General features: G+C 60.5%; 18 protein-coding genes. 7 read left to right on the top strand and 11 right to left on the bottom strand.

What is annotated here, in order from left to right:
• Window positions 1-36: 36 nt before the first annotated feature.
• Together FBZ97_RS09335 and FBZ97_RS09340 are read right to left on the bottom strand one after the other, a co-directional pair.
• Complete coding sequence (locus FBZ97_RS09335; RefSeq protein ID WP_145318702.1) at window positions 37-354, bottom strand: zinc ribbon domain-containing protein YjdM; 318 nt, start codon at window positions 352-354, stop codon at window positions 37-39.
• A 140-nt stretch (window positions 355-494) separates the two neighbouring features.
• A complete protein-coding gene (locus tag FBZ97_RS09340; protein WP_246661721.1) occupies window positions 495-1,415 on the bottom strand; it encodes an alpha/beta fold hydrolase in 921 nt (306 codons plus the stop codon).
• A gap of 61 nt (window positions 1,416-1,476) precedes the next feature.
• Here FBZ97_RS09340 and FBZ97_RS09345 point away from each other — a divergent pair, with 61 nt between their 5' ends.
• On the top strand, window positions 1,477-2,094 hold the full coding sequence (locus tag FBZ97_RS09345) for a TetR/AcrR family transcriptional regulator (protein WP_145318708.1): 618 nt from the start codon (window positions 1,477-1,479) through the stop codon (window positions 2,092-2,094).
• A gap of 8 nt (window positions 2,095-2,102) precedes the next feature.
• Here the strand turns inward: FBZ97_RS09345 and FBZ97_RS09350 are convergent, their stop codons facing one another.
• The 5 genes from FBZ97_RS09350 to FBZ97_RS09370 form a co-directional block, all read right to left on the bottom strand.
• Window positions 2,103-2,453, bottom strand: a complete 351-nt coding sequence (locus FBZ97_RS09350) for a ribbon-helix-helix domain-containing protein (protein ID WP_145318711.1) — start codon at window positions 2,451-2,453, stop codon at window positions 2,103-2,105.
• A gap of 18 nt (window positions 2,454-2,471) precedes the next feature.
• Window positions 2,472-3,068, bottom strand: coding sequence for a DJ-1/PfpI family protein (locus FBZ97_RS09355; RefSeq protein WP_113329687.1), 597 nt, complete (start codon window positions 3,066-3,068; stop codon window positions 2,472-2,474).
• 94 nt (window positions 3,069-3,162) lie between these two features.
• Window positions 3,163-3,555: a DUF779 domain-containing protein gene (locus FBZ97_RS09360; RefSeq protein ID WP_145318714.1), complete on the bottom strand. Its 393-nt coding sequence runs from the start codon at window positions 3,553-3,555 to the stop codon at window positions 3,163-3,165.
• An 81-nt stretch (window positions 3,556-3,636) separates the two neighbouring features.
• Window positions 3,637-5,145 (bottom strand): aldehyde dehydrogenase, encoded by a 1,509-nt coding sequence (gene adh / locus FBZ97_RS09365; RefSeq protein ID WP_145318717.1) that lies wholly within the window; start codon window positions 5,143-5,145, stop codon window positions 3,637-3,639.
• A gap of 154 nt (window positions 5,146-5,299) precedes the next feature.
• Window positions 5,300-6,250, bottom strand: a complete 951-nt coding sequence (locus FBZ97_RS09370) for a GAF domain-containing protein (protein WP_113329684.1) — start codon at window positions 6,248-6,250, stop codon at window positions 5,300-5,302.
• Between the two features lie 402 nt (window positions 6,251-6,652).
• Between FBZ97_RS09370 and FBZ97_RS09375 the strand changes: the two genes are divergently transcribed.
• The 4 genes from FBZ97_RS09375 (at window position 6,653) to FBZ97_RS09390 (ending at window position 10,267) form a co-directional block, all read left to right on the top strand.
• On the top strand, window positions 6,653-7,555 hold the full coding sequence (locus FBZ97_RS09375) for a phosphatase PAP2 family protein (RefSeq protein WP_246661722.1): 903 nt from the start codon (window positions 6,653-6,655) through the stop codon (window positions 7,553-7,555).
• 186 nt (window positions 7,556-7,741) lie between these two features.
• A complete protein-coding gene (locus FBZ97_RS09380) occupies window positions 7,742-7,996 on the top strand; it encodes a hypothetical protein (RefSeq protein WP_113329682.1) in 255 nt (84 codons plus the stop codon).
• A 229-nt stretch (window positions 7,997-8,225) separates the two neighbouring features.
• Window positions 8,226-8,645: a thiol-disulfide oxidoreductase DCC family protein gene (locus tag FBZ97_RS09385; protein ID WP_145318720.1), complete on the top strand. Its 420-nt coding sequence runs from the start codon at window positions 8,226-8,228 to the stop codon at window positions 8,643-8,645.
• Window positions 8,603-10,267, top strand: coding sequence for an SDR family oxidoreductase (locus FBZ97_RS09390; protein WP_145318723.1), 1,665 nt, complete (start codon window positions 8,603-8,605; stop codon window positions 10,265-10,267). The genes FBZ97_RS09385 and FBZ97_RS09390 overlap by 43 nt, the downstream gene beginning before the upstream one ends.
• Before the next feature lie 74 nt (window positions 10,268-10,341).
• Here the strand turns inward: FBZ97_RS09390 and leuA are convergent, their stop codons facing one another.
• Window positions 10,342-12,015 (bottom strand): 2-isopropylmalate synthase, encoded by a 1,674-nt coding sequence (gene leuA / locus FBZ97_RS09395; protein WP_145318726.1) that lies wholly within the window; start codon window positions 12,013-12,015, stop codon window positions 10,342-10,344.
• A 294-nt stretch (window positions 12,016-12,309) separates the two neighbouring features.
• Between leuA and FBZ97_RS09400 the strand changes: the two genes are divergently transcribed.
• Window positions 12,310-13,131, top strand: a complete 822-nt coding sequence (locus FBZ97_RS09400; protein ID WP_145318729.1) for a helix-turn-helix transcriptional regulator — start codon at window positions 12,310-12,312, stop codon at window positions 13,129-13,131.
• A 3-nt stretch (window positions 13,132-13,134) separates the two neighbouring features.
• On the opposite strand, the gene FBZ97_RS09405 is transcribed toward FBZ97_RS09400, so the two are convergent.
• From FBZ97_RS09405 to FBZ97_RS09415, 3 genes are all read right to left on the bottom strand, one after another.
• Entirely contained in the window at window positions 13,135-13,692 is a 558-nt protein-coding gene (locus FBZ97_RS09405; protein WP_145318732.1) for a GNAT family protein, read from the bottom strand.
• 2 nt (window positions 13,693-13,694) lie between these two features.
• Entirely contained in the window at window positions 13,695-14,768 is a 1,074-nt protein-coding gene (locus tag FBZ97_RS09410; protein WP_145318735.1) for a serine hydrolase, read from the bottom strand.
• Between the two features lie 106 nt (window positions 14,769-14,874).
• The gene (locus FBZ97_RS09415) at window positions 14,875-16,683 is read right to left on the bottom strand and encodes a diguanylate cyclase (RefSeq protein ID WP_145318738.1); all 1,809 of its coding nucleotides are present in this window, start codon (window positions 16,681-16,683) and stop codon (window positions 14,875-14,877) included.
• A 694-nt stretch (window positions 16,684-17,377) separates the two neighbouring features.
• Here FBZ97_RS09415 and FBZ97_RS09420 point away from each other — a divergent pair.
• Window positions 17,378-18,886 carry a DUF4173 domain-containing protein gene (locus FBZ97_RS09420; RefSeq protein WP_145318741.1) on the top strand — a complete coding sequence of 503 codons (1,509 nt, stop codon included), beginning with the start codon at window positions 17,378-17,380 and terminating at the stop codon, window positions 18,884-18,886.
• Window positions 18,887-18,889: the final 3 nt, after the last annotated feature.

Below are 18,889 nucleotides of genomic sequence, written 5' to 3' on the forward strand. Positions count from 1 at the left end.
CGTTCAATTTTGCAATGCGAAGAGGGAGGACCAGTTCTAGCGCTTGCTTATGAACTCGGTGCGAAGAACCAAACCCTTGATCCCGTCGTAACGGCAATCGACTTCTTCAGGATTGTCGGTCAGCCGAATCGACTTGATAACGGTACCCTGCTTCAAAGTCTGATTGGCGCCCTTCACTTTCAAATCCTTGATGAGGGTGACGGAGTCGCCATCGGCGAGGACGTTGCCGCTTGCATCGTGAACGACAAGCTCCGTAGCGACGGCAGCCGCTGCCATCTCCGCGGCAGGTCGCCACTCGCCGGTCACTTCGTCATAGATATATTCGTCATTTTGGCTGGTCATGCCAAACTCCATTCTGCAAGTTTCTTGAGTATTCCAAAGCCGGCAAATGCCTAGCTTTCATCTCATTCACGATCTGTGAATGGCATCTACCCGAGACAATCAGCCGATGCAACAAACGCGGAGCGAGGAGCCGATGCGGACACTCGGCTTTGCTATTTCAGCTCGGATGCCGGCCAGGGATTGCGGCCTTCCCGAAGCCACGACAGCGTATCGACCCAGAAACCGGCAGCATGGCTATCGTGAAAGAGGCCGAAATGGCCGATTGCATCCCGACCGAAATCAGCCGGACGGAGCAGCACCGACTGGCGTTGCGCGCCCGTATAATAATTCAGTGTGCGGCGAATTGCCGGTACAGTGCCAAGCTCGTCGTCCGAAACCGCAACGGCCAGGATCGATGCTTTGACGGCGCTCATTCGCCGCAGCACCTCCCGCCTCTCGCCCGCAGGATGGCTGCGCTCGAACCTGGGGCCACGAAAGCTCCACTCGTTTGCCACGCCTTTCGGCAGATCCTCCAGCCAGCCAAGCCGCCGGCCCGGGAAATAGCCGCAGAGCGCAGTCATCGCAGGCATCGCGACATGCCATTTGAGGAATAGAGCGGCCCGCCTGCTCGGCATGTAATCGCCCCACCAGGCATATTGAGCTCCGACCGTCAGCATCCTGTCTATCTCCGGAGCATTCTCAGCCAATCCCGGCAGGAATCCGCCGACGCTATGACCCACCACCAAAAGCGGACCGTCGCGGCGATGATCGGTCATCAGCCGAAGCGCTGCATCGAAATCCTGCTCGCCCCAATCCCGCCAGCGATAACGGGACCCACGCAGCCGTTGCGGGCGCGACTGGCCGATGCCGCGATAATCGAAGGTCAGGACATCGAACCCATGCCGCACCAGGAATTGCGCATAGCGGTGATAATAGCGTGCGAGAACTCCGGTGGCCGGGTTGATGATGACGCTGCCTTCCGGCCTTTTCGTCTCCGCCAGCCAAAGGCGGCCACCGAGAGCGACGTCATCCCGACAGGGGATGGAAATCGAAAGACTGTCTTCATTCAAGGATGGTCGAGGTTGCTGGCTCATAGGCGCCAAGATGGGACGATCGCCGCGTTGTGTATATTCACTACTCGGTATACATTGAGCCATGAGAGACAGTTCCCTCCCGACACGCGAGCGTATTCTTCAGGCCGCCGCAAAACTCTTCCACAGCGACGGCATCCGCGCGATCAGCGTCGACGCCATCGCCGAGAAGGCAGGCGTCACCAAGCGCACCCTCTATTATCATTTCCGCAGCAAGGACGATCTGATCGCCGCCCATCTGCAGGCGCGCGACGAGCCGAACCTTGCCTTCTTCAAACGCTGGTTCGAAGAAACCGAAGGCGACATTTCAGAAAAGGTTGCCGGCATTTTCCGCCAGCTGGCGCAATCGGCGCGCAGCGCCAAATGGAAGGGCTGTGGTTTTTTGCGGACTTCGGTGGAACTCATCAACCTTCCCGGCCATCCCGCGCTGGTTGCGGCGCGCGCTCACAAGAAGCGGGTTGAGGAGTGGCTGGGATCGGTCTTCGTGGAGGCGGGTGCAGGCAACAATGCCCTGCCGCTCGCACGCCAGATCATGCTGCTGCTCGACGGCTCCTTTGCCGTCGTGCTGCTCTATCGCGATCCGAGCTACATGGAAGCTGCGGCTGATGCGGCGGCACGACTGATTGCCGAACGATTGTCGGATGCAAAGGCGCCCGAGAACCGGCTCTCGGGCGCTGCATAGCAATACGCTCAATGATACTTCAGGCGCTCGCGACCGAGGATGGCGGGCGCCTCCACACCAGCGATCGGCTGGGAAAGATCGCTGGAAATGTCGCCGGCCAGCTGCAGGTCGAGATAGCGGGCGCAGCACACCCGCAGGAACGAGGTGAAATTGCCGAGATCGTGGCCGGCGTCGATGGATTCATGGTGCAGCTTGGTGATCAGCTGCACCACATTCATTCCGTCACGTCGCGCGATTTCCTCCAGCTTCGACCAGAAGAAATTTTCCAGCCGGACACTGGTCACCATGCCATCGATGCGCAGGGAGCGCGTCGTGCTTTCCCAGAGCCTGGTATCGGCCTTGATGAACAATTCGCACATGTGCGTCTCCCCTCAAGTTCAGGCAGCGTTTGCTGACGACAAGGCATTGGCATCCAGCACGGCCATGAATTGGCGCAGCCATGACGGATGCGCCGGCCAGGCTGGTGCGGTCACGAGATTGCCGTCGGCAACTGCATCATTGATGGCGATGTCGGCATAAATGCCGCCGGCAAGCTCCACCTCGGGCCGGCAGGCGGGATAGGCCGAGCAGGTGCGTCCCTTGAGGACACCGGCCGCGGCCAGCAGCTGCGCGCCGTGGCAGATGGCGGCAACCGGCTTGCCCGCTTCGAAGAAGTGCTGAACAGCCTTGATGACGTCTGGATTCAGGCGCAGATATTCCGGCGCACGGCCGCCCGGAATGACGAGCGCATCATAATCTTCGGCGCGGATGCTGGCGAATGTCGCATTCAATGCAAAATTATGACCGCGCTTCTCGGAATAGGTCTGATCGCCTTCGAAATCATGAATGGCCGTTGCCACCGTCTCGCCGGCATTCTTGCCAGGGCAGACGGCATGGACCGTGTAGCCGCAGGCAAGCAGCGTCTGGAACGGCACCATGGTCTCGTAGTCTTCGGTGAAATCACCTGTAATCATCAGGATCTTTGCTGCTGGCATCGTCTTCCTCCCTGAAAACCAACGGACGGCACTTTAGCAAAGTGTCTGCGGTCGCAGGTATTAGGCGAATACTACACGCCGTTTATGGCCCCGCCTATTGCACCGGCGCACGGTTGATGTCCGGGATTACGCAGGCTTCGCCACCGCCGAAGAGGCGCGAGCGTGTGAGAAATCGTTTCTCCCGCCCATTGTCGAGCGAGAACATGCCGCCGCGTCCCGGTACGACATCGATGACGAGCTGCGTGTGTTTCCACGCCTCGAACTGACTGCCGCTGATATAGACGGGCACACCGCCGATCTCGCCGAGCTTGACGTCATTGTCGCCAATCATGAATTCGTTGGCCGGATAGCACATCGGCGAAGAGCCGTCGCAACAGCCGCCCGACTGATGAAACAGGATATCGGGATGGTCCTTCTGTATCTCGCGGATAAGCTCAAGTGCCTTCTCGGTCGCAAGCACCCGCGGTTCCGACCCATTATCGTCCATGATGATCCTCCATCCCCAATGTGCGAATACTCGAAGGCTCCCGGCCGCAGCCGGGAGCCTTCCTAGCTTTGTTGGGAGGTCTCAGAAGAAGCCCAGAGCCTTCGGGCTGTAGCTCACCAGCATATTCTTGGTCTGCTGATAGTGATCGAGCATCATCTTGTGCGTCTCACGTCCGATGCCCGATTGCTTGTAGCCGCCGAAAGCGGCGTGGGCCGGATAGGCGTGATAGCAATTCGTCCAGACGCGGCCGGCCTGGATCTCGCGACCAAAGCGATAGGCGCGATTGCCGTCGCGGGTCCATACGCCGGCACCGAGGCCGTAGAGCGTATCGTTCGCGATCTCAAGCGCTTCCCTCTCATCCTTAAACGTCGTGACCGATACGACCGGACCGAAGATTTCCTCCTGGAACACGCGCATCTTGTTGTGGCCCTTGAAGATGGTCGGCTTGATGTAGTAGCCGCTCGACAGCTCGCCGCCGAGATCGGCGCGCGCGCCGCCCGTCAGTACTTCGGCGCCTTCCTGCCGGCCGATATCGAGATAGGAGAGAATTTTCTCCATCTGCTCGCTCGATGCCTGGGCGCCGATCATGGTTGCGGCATCAAGCGGATTGCCCTGCTTGATGGCTTCCACGCGCTTGACGGCACGCTCCATGAAGCGGTCGTAGACTGATTCCTGAATCAGCGCTCGGCTCGGGCATGTGCAGACCTCGCCCTGGTTAAGTGCGAACATCGCAAAGCCTTCCAGCGCCTTGTCGAAGAAATCGTCGTCTTCGGCGGCGACATCGGCAAAGAAGATGTTCGGCGACTTGCCGCCGAGTTCGAGCGTGACGGGGATCAGGTTCTGGCTGGCATATTGCATGATGAGCCGACCCGTCGTCGTTTCGCCGGTAAAGGCGATCTTGGCGATGCGCGGGCTGGTGGCGAGCGGCTTGCCGGCTTCGAGGCCGAAGCCGTTGACGATATTGAGTACGCCCGGCGGCAGGAGATCGCCGACCAGTTCGGCCCAGACCAAAAGCGAGGCGGGCGTCTGCTCGGCCGGCTTGATGACGACGCAGTTGCCCGCGGCCAGTGCCGGCGCAAGCTTCCAGGCGGCCATGAGGATCGGGAAGTTCCAGGGAATGATCTGGCCGACGACGCCGAGCGGCTCGTGAAAGTGGTAGGCGACGGTATCGTGGTCGATCTCGCCAATCGAGCCTTCCTGGGCACGGATGCAGGAGGCGAAATAGCGGAAGTGATCGATGGCGAGCGGGATATCGGCCGCCATGGTTTCGCGGATCGGCTTGCCGTTGTCCCAGCTTTCAGCCTGCGCCAGCACTTCCAGCTTGTCTTCCATGCGCTGGGCGATCTTCATCAGGATATTGGAGCGCTCGGTGGTAGACGTCCGCCCCCACTTGTCCTTGGCTGCATGGGCGGCATCAAGCGCGGCGTTGATGTCCTTTTCGTCGGAGCGCGGTATCTCGCAGATCTTGCCGCCTGTTATCGGCGTGAGGTTGTCGAAATACTTGCCCGCGATCGGCTCGCGCCACTCGCCGCCAATATAGTTGCCATATTTGAGTTTGAACGGAGATTCGACGATCTTCTGATGCAGCATGCCATCCTCCCTTGGTCGGCAGGTTCAATAAGCGAACCGATGGGAGAAGTCTGAGGGCATATCGCGGCGGGCGATAGAGGCGGCTTGCCGTGCTGCAGCGCACAGTGTCGCAACTCTGCGACAGCTGCCAGATCGAATGCGCGTTGATGGCGCTTCAGTGGAGATTGAGGCGGTTCATCTTCCGATGCAGCGTCGAGCGGCTCATGCCGAGCGCTGCGGCCGCCTGGGAGACATTGCCGTTGGCGCGCGAAAGAGCCCTCAACAAAGCGGCGCGCTCGGCCTCCAGGAGATCCTCACTCCCGGCCCCCTGCTCGCTAAGAATGTCAGAAGCAGGAATGCCTGCAGCAATGCGGTGATCATCGAGCCGCAGTGCTAGACGGGCCGCGCGGGTCGCACCAAGCACGAGGTCGTTGCGGTCGACGGCCAGCAGTGCTGAGGTGGAAGCCGTATCCGTCGGCACCATGACGAAGCGGGCACCTGCAAAGGCGCTGCGGAAAAGATTGAGTTCGATGCGCACAGCCGCATCGCGCACCGTCTGCGACAGGATCGCCAGTGTCGCGTCGTTCACGTCATCGCGGCAGGTGGAAATGTCGAGCGCGCCGGCAAGCTGGCCGCGATGATCGCGGATCGGCGCTGTGGTGCAGCTGAGATTGATGTTTGAGCAGAAGAAATGCTGGTCACGGAAGATCGCAACTGCCCGCTCGTCGGCAAGCGCCGTACCGATGCCGTTGGTGCCGATGCTCGCTTCCGTCCAGACGGATCCGGTCCATAGACCGAGATCGTGGAAATCCTTGTCGTCGCCGGCAGCACCCCGGCGTTCGAGTGCGATGCCATCCCGGTCGGTCAAAAGCAGGCAGCAACCGGCTTTACCGACCGCGAGAAAAAGACGATCCAGTTCACTGGCCGCTTCGGCAACCAGCCGTTCCGATCGCTCCAACGCTGTTTGAAATTCCTGGCTGGTCAAGCGCATCGGCAGACGCTTCTCTTCCGGCGCCAGACGATGCATGACCATGCACCGTCGCCAGGAGGCAACAACCGAAGAACTCGCCGCCGCCGATTGCGCCGACGCGTAAACCTGATCCGCATGTGCGGAATAGTGTTGCATTTGGCTCCTCCCACCGAACGCTAGCCCAATTGTCGCTAAAAAAGGCCATCGAAGCAATCCTCGTGGCGACTTTCGCCTGGGGCCGCGAAATTCGGCGGCTACCTTGTTGATGGCACAGTCTTTTTCGGCACCGTTGTTTCTTCAGCCCATGACTGCACAGTCCGAACATCGAAGCTGTCTGGCAGATGCCGTGCGTTTTGGTTTTGCCGCCTACACAACCGAGATCTGACCCGCCAATCGCGACCTTTCAGGCCGCTGTCAGCGTGTTGCTGTAGCAGCTTTTTCCAAGGGAAACGGAGCGGAAGGCGATTGGTGAGCCCAGCTCCACGAGCGGCTGTTTCGACATTGATGGAAGTCGGCTTTATGCAGGCATGGCAGCGGGGCCGAGAGGCCATAAAAGAAATGCTGGGACGTTCCGCCGACACCGGTCGCAGACGCATGGCTGGCGGCCTTCACTGCTTCTTCAACACCCCGACCATTAAGCCGCCTGCGAATCGCGCATTTCTGGAGCGCCCGATCGTTATCATCCCCATCTTCCTCGCCTTATCATTGCTCGTCATGTGGGCGGCCGATTATCCCTTGGGCATCTGGATGAAATCGTTTCCCGCGCAATTGCGTGGGACGGCGAAATGGATCAGCAGCCTCGGCACCGGGCTTCTGGTGCTCTCATTCAGCGGAGCGCTGCTGATATTTGCGATCCTCGCGCCCGCGCATAAGCTGCGGAAATCCATGCGAACGGGGGCAGATCTCATCGCGACTGCGGCTGCTTTCGTCTTCCTGGCGGTGGCCGGCGGCGGCATTGTCGATTCGCTCGCAAAGAACATCATCGGTCGCGCCAGGCCGGAACTCCTGGATACGAACGGCGCCTTCTCTTTTCGACCCTTTGCTTTCCATGCCGACTTCGCCTCCTTTCCTTCCGGACATTCGGCAACGGCCGGCGCCATGGCGATGTCGCTGGCGCTGGTCTTTCCCCGCCTTCGCCCCGTCTTCATGCCTATCGGCGTCCTGATCTGCCTGTCGCGCCAATGGGTCGGCGCACATTGGGCAAGCGACACGTTGATGGGCTGGGGCGTTGGCGTAGCTTTTGCCTTGTGGCTCGCGCATGCATTCGCGCGACGTCGTCTCCTGTTTGCCTATGATTCCAGCGGCCGCTTGTGCCCTGGGGAACAATACAAGGCAATTCTCGCCGTTCTGCGCGCGTTGATCCGGCGCATGCCGGTCATCGGCAGGAAAACGGTGCCTGCGGCAAAATCGTGCCCGGCTCAATCTCGCCTCGCATCCCGAGCCCTTGAAATTCGATCCTGATCCTGCGGCCTGATCCCGCGGCAAGTACAGTTCTCCTGCATCGCTCGCCGGCTTACGCACCGCGTATGCCAGCCTTTCCCGTCCGAATGCAAAATCACCGCTATGCAGCGACGGATTTGCCGCTCGTCCCCGTTCAAGCGCTGAAGGGAAACAGCTTGAAGCTCTTCAAGGACGAATGAGGACATCATGAAAAAGATCATTTTGCTGGCTTTCGCCGCGACCGCCTGCTTTGCGGCCATCTCTCCAGCCGAAGCCCGCGATGGCTGCGGCATCGGCTGGCATCGCAATCCCTATGGCTACTGCCGTCCGGATGGACGGCCTGTGGTCGTCGTGCCGGCGGTTCCGGCCTATGGCATCTACTATCCCGGCCGCGGCTACTGGGATGGGCATCGCTATTGGGTGCATCGCGAGTGGTGGCATGGTGGCTGGCGTTATCGCTAAGCTACTCTTCCGCGATGCGCGCGGCCCGATCTTGCAGATCGGGCCGCATGCCAACCGGCGATCGAACGGCTTGCTTCTCTCGATCTTTCCGCTGCCCAGCGCTGCGATGCAAAGCTCGCGGTCGTTTGCCGGTTTGACATGGCAGCCCACAGAAACGTGCAATTGACGGCGACAATGCAACTGGTCAAAGCTGTGACCAGACGGGTCTACGGAAAACAATGCCGCCAAAATGAGCAAAAGCACCATCAGCGATTATCAAGGGCCGATCATCGTCTTCGACGCCATGTGCGTCCTGTGTACCGCCAACGCCCAGTTCGTACTGCGCCATGATCGCCTCGGCCGTTTTCGTCTTGCCTCCATGCAGAATGAAACCGGCATCGCCCTCTATCGCCACTGCGGCATGGACCCCGCCGATCCGGATAGCCTCATCATCGTCGACGGCGCGAAGGTGCTGCGCGATAGCGACGCGGTGCTGGCAATTTATGCCGGTCTCGGCTGGCCCTGGAAGGCCATTTCCGTACTGCGCATCGTACCGCGCATGCTGCGCGACCCGATCTACCTTTGGCTTGCCCGCAATCGCTATCGCATCTTCGGCAAACGGGAGACATGCTGGCTGCCGACACCCGAGCAGGCGAGCCGCATACTTTGAAAAGAATCCTCGTTCTCGGCGGCTATGGCGGGTTCGGCGCGCGGCTATCGCGGCGCCTTGCCGAAGACGGCTTCGAGGTTCTGGTCGCCGGACGCAATCTTGAAGCAGCAAAAGCACTCGCCGCTCGATTACGCAACGCACTTGCCCTGCAAGCCGATCGAAATGGCGATATCTCTGCGATCCTCGGGGAGCACAGACCCTTTCTGGTGATCGATGCGGCAGGCCCTTTCCAATATAGTGAGCAGAGAGTTCCGCGGTCCTGCATAGAGGCCGGTATCCACTATATCGATCTTGCCGACGCGCGCGCTTTCGTCGGCGCGATCAGCTCGCTTGACGAAGAGGCTAAAACCGCTGGCGTCACCATCATCTCGGGCGCGTCGAGCGTCCCGGCGCTCTCCGGCGCCGTCGTAGCCGCCCTTGCCAAGAACATGGAGGAGGTTCGCTCGATAGAGATGTCGATCAGCGCCTCCAATCGCGCGACCGCCGGCGCCTCGGTCGCGTCGGCGATTCTGAGTTACGTCGGCAGGCCGCTGCGGCTCTGGCGCGGCCGGCACTGGCAGGACGCGACGGGCTGGCACATGCTGAAGCGCGAAACCTATACCATCGCCGGCCACCGCGCTCTGCGCCGGCTGGTGGCGCTTGCCGACGTGCCGGATCATGACCTGCTAGTCGATCGCTTTGCCGGACGGCCCAGCGTCATTTTCCGGGCGGGGCCGGAATTCGCCTTTCAGACTTTGGCGCTCTGGCTGTTGTCCTGGCCGGTCACTTGGGGATGGCTGACATCGCTCAGAAAGATCAGCCGCTTTCTGCTGCCGTTGCAACGCCTGACGGCGAGGCTTGGCACGGCGCGCTCGGCCGTGGCGATCGAAATCAAGGGCATAGAGCAAGGCGCCATGAAGGCTCGTCGCTGGACCCTGATTGCGGAAAATGGCGACGGGGTGGAAATCCCCACGCTTCCGGCGCAATTGCTGGCACGGGCCTTGCGCGACTGCCGTCTTTCGCCCGGCGCCCGTCACGCCGGCGGGCTCCTGTCGCTTGAGGATTTCCGGGGCTTGTTTCGCGATCTGGCGGTTGCCGAGGAAACGACGGAAGCACCCTATAAGCCGCTCTATCAGCGTGTCATGGGTCCTGCTTTCGCGCATCTTTCCGAGCCGGTCCGTGCCATGCACGAGGTCTTCGGCGACGGCGGCGCCAGAGGCGAGGCGGTCGTCACCCGTGGGCGCTCACCGCTTGCACGGCTGGTCGCGAAAATATTTGGCTTTCCCGCGGCAGGAAAGCACGCACTGCATGTGTCCTTCGAGGAAACCAACGGCATAGAAGAATGGACACGGGATTTTTCCGGCCAGCGCTTCCACAGCCATTTGAGCGAAGAGAATGGCCACCTTGTCGAACGCTTCGGTCCCTTCCGCTTTGCATTCGATCTTCCCATTGGGGGTAACGGGCTCAGCATGGAGATGCGACACTGGTCGCTCCTGTGCATTCCGCTGCCGCGCCTTCTGGCGCCCCAAAGCATCGCTCGTGAATGGGCGGAGGGCGATCGCTTCCACTTCGACGTACCGATTGCCCTCCCTCTCATCGGCCCCGTCGTTCATTATCGGGGCTGGCTGCAGCCAATCGAATGATCCAATCCGGCGTCTTAGCGCCGCCCGGCTATCGGCCGATTTGCAGCCGATAGCGCGAGCGGAACAGACGATCGTCAACCGGCCGCACTGGCGGCGCTGAGGACCGCCTTGACGGTTGCGGTCGCAACATCGGCATCGATACCGACGCCAAACACCTGCGATCCGTCCGGCCGGACGCATTGCAGATAGGCGGCCGCTTGCGCATCGCTGCCGCGGCACAGGGCATGCTCCTGATAATCCATGACACTCAGTTCCACTGCGAAGGCCTCGGCAATCGCGGCAAGCACCGCCGAAAGGAGGCCGTTGCCGCGACCGCTGACGACGACATCCTGATTGCCATGGCGAATCCGGCCAGTGAAGATGCGCTCGGCGCCGGTTCCCCTGCGAAAACCACCTTCGTAATCGACGAGTTCGAAGCGCTCGAAATCGTCAACATGATAGGTGTGGACGAACGCCTTCCAGATATCTTCGGCCGTCAGTTCGCGCTTCGTCTCATCGGCGAGGAGCTGCACCCGCCTGCTGAAATCGACCTGCATGGCGCGCGGCAGCTTCAAGCCCCTATCCTGCTCGATCACCCAGGCGACCCCGCCCTTGCCCGACTGGCTGTTGACGCGGATGACGGCCTCGTAGCTCTCGCCGATATCGGCGGGATCAACCGGCAGGTAGGGCATTTCCCAGACGCCGTCATTGCGCCGCTCATGCGCGGCAAATCCCTTGCGGATCGCATCCTGATGCGAGCCGGAGAAGGCCGTGTGCACGAGTTCGCCCGCATAAGGGTGGCGCGGATGGATGGGCAGACCGTTGCAATATTCCACCGTCTTCACCACCTCACGGATCGACGGAAAGGTCAGGCCGGGATCGATGCCCTGCGTGTAGAGGTTTAGCGCTAGCGTCACCAGATCGACATTGCCGGTACGCTCGCCATTGCCGAACAGGCAACCTTCGACCCGATCGGCGCCTGCCAGCAGCGCCTGCTCGGCCGAGGCCACCGCCGTACCGCGATCATTATGCGGATGAACGCTGATGATGACGGCATCGCGGCGCGAAATATGGCGGCAGAACCATTCGATCTGGTCTGCATAGACATTCGGCATCGCCACTTCCACCGTTGCCGGCAGGTTGAGGATGGCTGGGCGTTCCGCAGTCGGCTGCCAAACGTCGAGCACGCGCTCGCAGATTTCGAGCGCGAAATCCGGCTCGGTGAAGCAGAAGGTTTCCGGCGAATATTCGAAGGTCCAGTCGGTCTCCGGCTGCTTCAGGCTTTCCTCCAGCATTGCGGTAACACCGCTGATGGCAAGGTCGACAATCTCGTGTCGCTCCATGCCGAAGACGACGCGGCGGAAGAGCGGTGCGGTCGCATTGTAGAGATGGACGATGGCTTTGCGGGCGCCGATGAGGGATTCGAACGTGCGCGCGATGAGATCGGCGCGCGATTGGGTCAACACCTGGATCGTCACATCCTCGGGGATGCGGTGTTCCTCGATGAGCGCACGAACGAAATCGAACTCGATCTGCGAGGCCGACGGAAAGGCGACCTCGATCTCCTTGAAGCCGGAGGCGAGCAGCATGTCGTAGAAGCGCAGCTTGCGCTCGATATCCATAGGATTGGCAAGCGCCTGGTTTCCGTCGCGCAGATCCGTTGACAGCCAGCGGGGTGCCTTGGCGAGGCGCCTGTTCGGCCATCGCCGATCCGGCAATTCGATGGGCGAGATGAAAGGACGATATTTGGTTTCAGGATTCTTCAGCATGATCCGTTCCGTTGCATGTCGGTCAATTGGGGAGAAAGCGGACAGCAGAATACGGCCGCCGGGATGCCGTCAGGCCCGACGACCGCGGCTAAGTCGCAATGCAACGGAAAACTGAAGAGAAACGGGTATGCAGGACGAAATGCCGGCATCCATCCGCACGCGCAGCGATGCGACGGCAGCGCCATGCGGCCGATCCGATCGATGCAGATTGTGGGATGCGGCAGACACGAAAGTAGATATCCTGCTGGAAAGGAACTCTAGGTTACTGTCGACATCTTTGATATTCTCGCGCGTATGGATCATTCATCGTCGCAAAAGGATCAATACCATCTTCAGCACGGCACCGATGTCGCTGACGGTGTCGCCGTCATCGCACATGACGATCATCGCTTCACCAGTTCTCGCCACAGCCATAGGCAGGCGCAACTGCTCTACGCCGTCAGCGGCGTGATCTCCTTGACCACGGATAGCGGCACCTGGGTCGTACCGCCGAGCCGAGCGGTCTGGCTGCCGCCGCAGCTCGAACACGTGACGGCAAGCCATACGAGCGTGCAGTTTCGCTCATTATTGATCGATCCCAATGGCAGAGATGCGTTGCCGAATGAGTGCACGGTGGTGGAAGTCACCCCGCTGCTGCGCGAACTCATCCTGCGGCTCGCCGGTCTTGCCGACAAACCCGATCAGAAAGAGGTTGTGGAGGCAGTCATTCACCTGCTGCTTCTCGAACTTACCTTCTTGCCGGCACAGCCGCTGAAGCTCCCTCTACCGAAACATCCGGGGCTTGCGGCGTTCTGTGAAACCTTGCTCGGCGATCTTGCGAGCACAATCTCGATCGAAGAGGCGGCCAATGGGCTGCATATGAGCCGGGCAACCCTCATGCGGCTATTTCAGCGCGAAACGGGACTGAGTTTCGGCCGGTGGCGACAACAGGCACGCATGCTGAAGGCTCTCACCTTGCTCGCGGAAGGTCGAAGTGTTCTCGATGTCGCGCTGGACTGCGGCTATGAGAGCCCAAGCGCCTTCTCGGCCATGTTCCGGCGGGCGCTCGGGCGCTCGCCCCGAGACTATTTTCAAACCGCAACACTGACCGGCGAAATCAGCCAGGGGACTGACTAGAGGCTAGTTCTGTCGGTCGCTGGCCAGGCAGCCGAACATGCGGAAATCATGGAAGGCCTCTTTGAACCGCGCCTTCTGCCGCAGTGTGCCCTCATATTGGAAGCCCGCTTTTTCCAGAACCCGATCGGAAGCTGTGTTTCCCGGCAACGTCCAGGCTTCGATGCGATTGAGCGAAAAATCGTCGAAGCCGCACCGGACGATAGCCTTCGCCGCCTCACTCATCAGCCCCTTGCCCCAGGCCGAAGGATGCAGCTCATATCCAAGTTCGGCGCATTTGGCACGCCGATCGATGCTATTGAAGCGGATCGCGCCGAGCAAGTGGCCTGAAAGCCGATCCTCGATGATCCATGAACAACCTACTCCCTTGGGGAAGATTTTGATCATCCATCGCAGGGAACGTTCAATCTGCGCCATTTTGGGCGCATCAACCCAATTCGAGAACCGCGTGACCTCCGGAATCGAAATCAGCGCATGGAAGTCGTCGCGATCGTCCATACTCGCTTCGCGAAGCCGCAGCCGCGCGGTGACAAGGGTGGGGAACTCGGTTTTTGAAGGCGCCATCGTCACGCTTTCAGCAGATTGGCAAGGATAATTTCGCGCCAGACGCGGGTGGGCGTGATCCAGGCGTCCCAGGAATTATACTTGCCGGAGTAGATGACAGCGGCGATACCCGCATCGGGCATCAGCCAGAGCCTCTGCCCACCATTGCCGAAGCCGGCATACCATGGACGCGGCCCATCAAACGCCGGCACCGGCGCGTCGCCCGAGAACCACAACCTGCCATAGCTCAGACCGTCCCCGGTCGAAATCGCCGGCGCGAGAGATTGCGCGATCCACTCTTCCGAGACGATCCTTTTGCCGTTCCACACGCCCTTCTGGAGGAAAAGCATCCCGATCTTCAGCAAATCGGGAGCGGTCAGGCGTAATCCGGATGCGGGCGACGCCACGCCGTCACGCCCGGCGTTCCAGTGGAATTTTGCAATCCCCAGCGGTTCGAAGAGAACTTCTCGCGCGAAATCGGGCAATTGCTTGCCCGTGCCGCGCTCGATGACCGCCCCCACCAGCGCGACGCTGCCGCCGGAATAAATCCAGCGCGTCCCCGGCTCGGCAATCACCGGACGTTCCAGAATAAAACGATATCGGTCCGGCGCATTCTCCATCGCAATTTCGCTGTTCAGCGGGTCCGTATAGGGGCGATCCTCGTCCCACTCCATCCCCAGCGTCATCGTCAGGGCATGGCCGACAGTGATCTTGGCGCGCGCAGGATCTCGGGCGAGATCGCCGTATTCCGGGAACTGCTCGTAGAGCGATGCATCCAGTGGCGGTACCAATCCCCTGTCGAGCGCGATGCCATAAAGAAGGCCGGCAATGCTCTTGGTGACCGAACGAAGATCGTGCAGCGTATCGGCGTCGAAGGCGATATCTCCAAGCGGATCTCCCCAATTTTCGTCGGAACCAACGGCGTAATATTCCAGGCATACACGCCCGGAACGGGCGGCAAGCACGACATGCAGATCGCGTAGCAGGCCGGATTCGATGCCGGCTTCAAATTTGCGGCCAAGCCCGGGATCAAAGCCCATGGCCTGCAAGGTTTCGCGATCAGGTGACAAGGATGAATTGCTCTGCGTCACGGCCATGAAATCGCCTTCCTCCGCTATGCGACTTTCAGCTCAGGCTACAATCCAAGCATGTGTTCGGCAAGGTGATCACACCGCATTTCGCCGCCGCTGTCGTCCGTCGAAATCAGCTCCGTTCCACCCGCAATTCACCGCCCGCCTCCACGACGAACGCCGCCACTGTCCGATTGCGGCCGTTCAGCTTTGCCTTCAGCAAAGCGCCGTCCGCGCGGTTGATCAGGGTCGTGGTCGGTCCCGACACCGGGGAAGAGGCGATGCCGACGGAGACGGAAAGCGGCCCAACAATCCGCGCGCGATAAGAAAAAGGCGTGCCGAACACACTCGTACGCAGCTTCTCGGCAAGCGCAAAACCTTCCTCGTCGGTCATATCCGTGGCAATGACCGTCAACTCCTCCCCGCCGAAGCGGTAGACTGTACCGGCCTCGCCAACCGTATCGGCAACGATCTGCCCGACATGTCGCAGCACCTCGTCACCGGCATCATGGCCGAACTCGTCATTGAAACGCTTGAAGTGATCGATGTCGATCATCATGCAGATGACCGTGCGGGCGGATTGATCCCTGTGAAGGTTGTTGAGCGCCTCGTCCAGGGAGCGCCTGTTGAGCAGGCCTGTCAGCGCGTCGCGCACAGCGAGATTGATCAACCGGTCGCGCAGCTGCAGATTGGCGATCGCAAGGCCGATATTCTCGGCGATCAGCTCCAGATAGAGTCGCGGCGCATCGGCGGCCGTCGCATCCTTCGTGCGGTCCTCGAAATAAAGCAGGCCGATCGCCTCGCCGAGCGCAGTCAGGGGAACGCAAAGACCCGGCACGCCGGAGTGATCCAGATGCTGACAGGGAATATCGGTATCCGCCACGTGGCTGACATGCGGGCGACCACGGCGCAGGCCCCAGCAGGCGGAAGCAGCAAAGGACGGCTCGGTATGTTCTGGCTCCAGCCACCGGCTGACTTCGCTCAGCGCCGTCCTGCTTTCGTTCATCGTGTAGAGGCATCCCGCGACACCGGGAAAGATCTGCGGCACGAAGAGTGCGACGACTTCGGCAAGCTCGTTCTGGGCATAGCAGGCCTGGAGGCGATGCATCATCTGCAGGATGAGATCCTTGGTTTCCAGATCGCGCTTACGCTCGGCGTCGAGACGATTTCGCTCCAAACCGTTCTCGCGGAAGATCTGGATCGCGTCGTTCATCTCTCCGATCTCGTCACGGCGGCGGTCGGTCGGCACCTCGACGGCATAATCCTGTCTTGCCAGTCGGTTGACGATCCCCGTCATGCGCACCAGCGGCAGCGCCACCCGGCGCCGCAGGATGAAATAGAGCACGCCGAGGAATATGACCGCAGTCAAGGCCAGCATCACTTTGGCAATGTTGGCCCAGAGATCGCTGCGTGCCTGCGCGGAATGGAAGGAGGCCTCGGTGCGCGCCGTCGCTAGGGCGCGAAACTGATTGACGCTGTTGAGCAGTGCCGTCTGGATGCGCTCATGTTCAGGGCCGAACAGCGTATCGCGCGCACCGGTCTGATCGCCGCCGGTATAGGCGGCGACCGCCGCCGCCTCCACTTTATCAAGCGCCTGCGCATTGACCGCCACCTCCTCGATGACCTGACGCTCGGCATCCGGAATGCCGGGGCCGCGCAGAGCATTGATGGCCGCATCCCGACGACGCTCTTCACCTTCATCGACGGTGAAGGCATTCAGATGCCTCTCTTCGCCGCGCACGACATAGAGGCGAGCTTCGTCCGTCGTCTCCTCCGCGCCGAGTGCAAGCTCCTCGCCCATGCTGTTCAGCAGCAGATGCTGCTCCACGGCCTGCCGCTCCTGCACAGCACTTCGGGCCGAGAGAATGAATGCCACAGCCGACAGCACGGTCAGGACCACGGTGATACCGTAGGCCCAATTCGTAATTGTGGTAATTCTCATCTGCCGTCCTCTATGCCTTTTTCAGGTACTCCTAAAGTACACGCCGTACCGAGCCCTCTATTATGAAAAGCAGCCGCGGGATCAAGCGAGAATATGCAGCGTGGAAAGCTCATTCCCGGCGCACAGGCACGAACCCTCGTCTGCATCGCGCGGCGCGGAGAGCTGTGGGCGTCGCGATCTTCTGACGAGAACCTCGGTTGCGGCCGAGCGGCCGCTTCCGAGATTCCCGGCTGTCGTCAGGGGTGAGTACGACAGCCGCGTCAACAAATCGATTTTCAGACCCGCAATCCATAGGCCGACTGGAAGCTGGGAAATATATGCTTAAGTTCCACAAGTGACTGCCCCATTTTGAGACATCTTTCACGCAATGCTAAAATTTATCCTGCCAAGATTGGCCTTGCGCACGGCAATTGTTGTTCAAATCTCAGACAAGTGCGATGATTTGAACTTTCCAACCTAACCCATTTTCCTGAATAGCTCCTCGGCTTCTGCACAGATTCTGCAAAGACGGGCGCCATCGTCGCGCCATGAATAACACGCCCGAGACCATCACCGCTCCGCCCACCCGCTTGCCACGCAGCCTTCTCAAAGAAGGCTGGTGGCTCGGGGACGATCGTCATCCTCAAGCCGATCCGCCCGCTCAAGGGGCCAAGATCATACCCTTCGCCGAATATCTCGCACGGAGCCGATACCGATGAGCCTATCCGATGCAGCGCCCCTTCCCTCAAACTTCACAAATAAATCCCATCGCAAACTCCTCACATTCATTGCCCTTGTTATCCTGGCAGACCTTCTCCTTTTCGACAGACAGCCCGGCCTCAATCTTTTTATCTTCACCAATGCCGTTGCCGCCGGTCTGCTCGCCTCCTCCCGAAAAAGACCATCCGTTCAGAAAATCGCGGCGCTTGTCACCCTCGGTCTTGTCGCGTCCATTCCGCTTGCCGAAGCCACCTCCTGGATGGGTATCGCAATCAGCCTTCTCAGCCTTTGCTTGATCTCGCTCGGCATCGGCGGATTGATCCCCTCGCAATGGACTCGCCTGCCGCTCGTGCTGCTGCGTTTCCTTCTGGACGTGCCGGTGCGGCCTTTTCGCCACGCGAGCTATCGCTGGCTGCAGCACCTGCAAAAACCGTCACCGCACGGCGTCCGGCATCATCTTCGCAACTGGATCATGCCGCTGGTTTTTGCAGCAGGCTTTCTTGCCCTCTTCGCAGCCGCCAATCCGCTGATCGACAAGACGCTGTGCAGCATCGACCTTACCTTCCTGCTGCAACTGTTGAGCATATGGCGGATCGGCTTCTGGCTTGCCGTTGCAGCCTTTCTGCGCCTGCTGCTTCGCCCACACCTCATGCGGCGGCGCCCTCGCCGACGGGATGTTCCCGATATCGCAACCGGAGCTGAAGATGCGCTATTCAGCCATAGTGCCCTGCTGCGTTCGCTGCTGGTCTTCAATGTGCTGTTTGCCGTGCAGACGCTGCTCGATCTCACCTATCTCTGGGGTGGCGCCAGCCTGCCAGATGGCATGAGCCATGCCGAATACGCTCATCGCGGCGCCTATCCACTGATGCTCACCGCAATCCTCGCTGCCATCTTCGTGCTTGCTGCCATGCGGCGCGGCGGCCCAGGCGACAGAAGTCCCATGCTTCGCGGCCTGGTACATCTCTGGATCGCGCAGAACGTCATGCTTTGCCTTTCCTCCATTCTGCGGCTCGACCTCTATGTCGAAGTCTATTCGCTGACGGAGCTGCGCGTTGCTGCCGGCGTCTGGATGGGGCTGGTCGCGGTCGGTCTCATCCTCATCCTTCTGCGCATCCTGCTGGATCGCTCCAACGAGTGGCTGATCGCGTTGAGTGCCGCGATGCTGGTTCTTACGCTCTATGCCGCCGCGCTCACGGATATTCCCGCCTTCATCGCCCGCTTCAACGTTGCCCATAGCCGTGAGATATCGGGTGAAGGCATCGTGCTCGATCTTGATTATCTCTTGACACTCGGCCCGGCGGCCATTCCGGCGCTCGACACCTATCTGGCATCGCTGCCCGCCGACGCGGATGCTCGCCGGGTGCGCGAAACACTACTATGGCAGCATCTCGGACGCTCGCACGATTGGCGAAGCTGGACATATCGTGGAGCCCGCCTCGACGGCTACCTCAAGCGGACGCAACTCTTGCAAGATCAGGCGGAAACGAAGAAAACGAATGGGTGAACC

Origin of the sequence: Rhizobium sp. ERR 942, from assembly GCF_007828395.1 — a bacterium.
In the GTDB taxonomy this organism is placed as follows: Bacteria; Pseudomonadota; Alphaproteobacteria; order Rhizobiales; family Rhizobiaceae; genus Rhizobium; species Rhizobium dioscoreae.

Coding starts and splice junctions, on each gene's coding strand:
- FBZ97_RS09350 (WP_145318711.1), bottom strand. CDS start 2,453: ATGTGCGAATTGTTCATCAAGGCCGATACCAGGCTCTGGGAAAGCACG.
- FBZ97_RS09360 (WP_145318714.1), bottom strand. CDS start 3,555: ATGGACGATAATGGGTCGGAACCGCGGGTGCTTGCGACCGAGAAGGCA.
- FBZ97_RS09345 (WP_145318708.1), top strand. CDS start 1,477: ATGAGAGACAGTTCCCTCCCGACACGCGAGCGTATTCTTCAGGCCGCC.
- FBZ97_RS09390 (WP_145318723.1), top strand. CDS start 8,603: ATGCTGGCTGCCGACACCCGAGCAGGCGAGCCGCATACTTTGAAAAGA.
- FBZ97_RS09375 (WP_246661722.1), top strand. CDS start 6,653: ATGCTGGGACGTTCCGCCGACACCGGTCGCAGACGCATGGCTGGCGGC.
- FBZ97_RS09420 (WP_145318741.1), top strand. CDS start 17,378: ATGAGCCTATCCGATGCAGCGCCCCTTCCCTCAAACTTCACAAATAAA.
- FBZ97_RS09355 (WP_113329687.1), bottom strand. CDS start 3,068: ATGCCAGCAGCAAAGATCCTGATGATTACAGGTGATTTCACCGAAGAC.
- FBZ97_RS09380 (WP_113329682.1), top strand. CDS start 7,742: ATGAAAAAGATCATTTTGCTGGCTTTCGCCGCGACCGCCTGCTTTGCG.
- FBZ97_RS09415 (WP_145318738.1), bottom strand. CDS start 16,683: ATGAGAATTACCACAATTACGAATTGGGCCTACGGTATCACCGTGGTC.
- FBZ97_RS09405 (WP_145318732.1), bottom strand. CDS start 13,692: ATGGCGCCTTCAAAAACCGAGTTCCCCACCCTTGTCACCGCGCGGCTG.
- FBZ97_RS09385 (WP_145318720.1), top strand. CDS start 8,226: ATGAGCAAAAGCACCATCAGCGATTATCAAGGGCCGATCATCGTCTTC.
- adh (WP_145318717.1), bottom strand. CDS start 5,145: ATGCTGCATCAGAAGATCGTCGAATCTCCGTTCAAACTCAAATATGGC.
- FBZ97_RS09410 (WP_145318735.1), bottom strand. CDS start 14,768: ATGGCCGTGACGCAGAGCAATTCATCCTTGTCACCTGATCGCGAAACC.
- leuA (WP_145318726.1), bottom strand. CDS start 12,015: ATGCTGAAGAATCCTGAAACCAAATATCGTCCTTTCATCTCGCCCATC.
- FBZ97_RS09370 (WP_113329684.1), bottom strand. CDS start 6,250: ATGCAACACTATTCCGCACATGCGGATCAGGTTTACGCGTCGGCGCAA.
- FBZ97_RS09400 (WP_145318729.1), top strand. CDS start 12,310: ATGGATCATTCATCGTCGCAAAAGGATCAATACCATCTTCAGCACGGC.
- FBZ97_RS09335 (WP_145318702.1), bottom strand. CDS start 354: ATGGAGTTTGGCATGACCAGCCAAAATGACGAATATATCTATGACGAA.
- FBZ97_RS09340 (WP_246661721.1), bottom strand. CDS start 1,415: ATGAGCCAGCAACCTCGACCATCCTTGAATGAAGACAGTCTTTCGATT.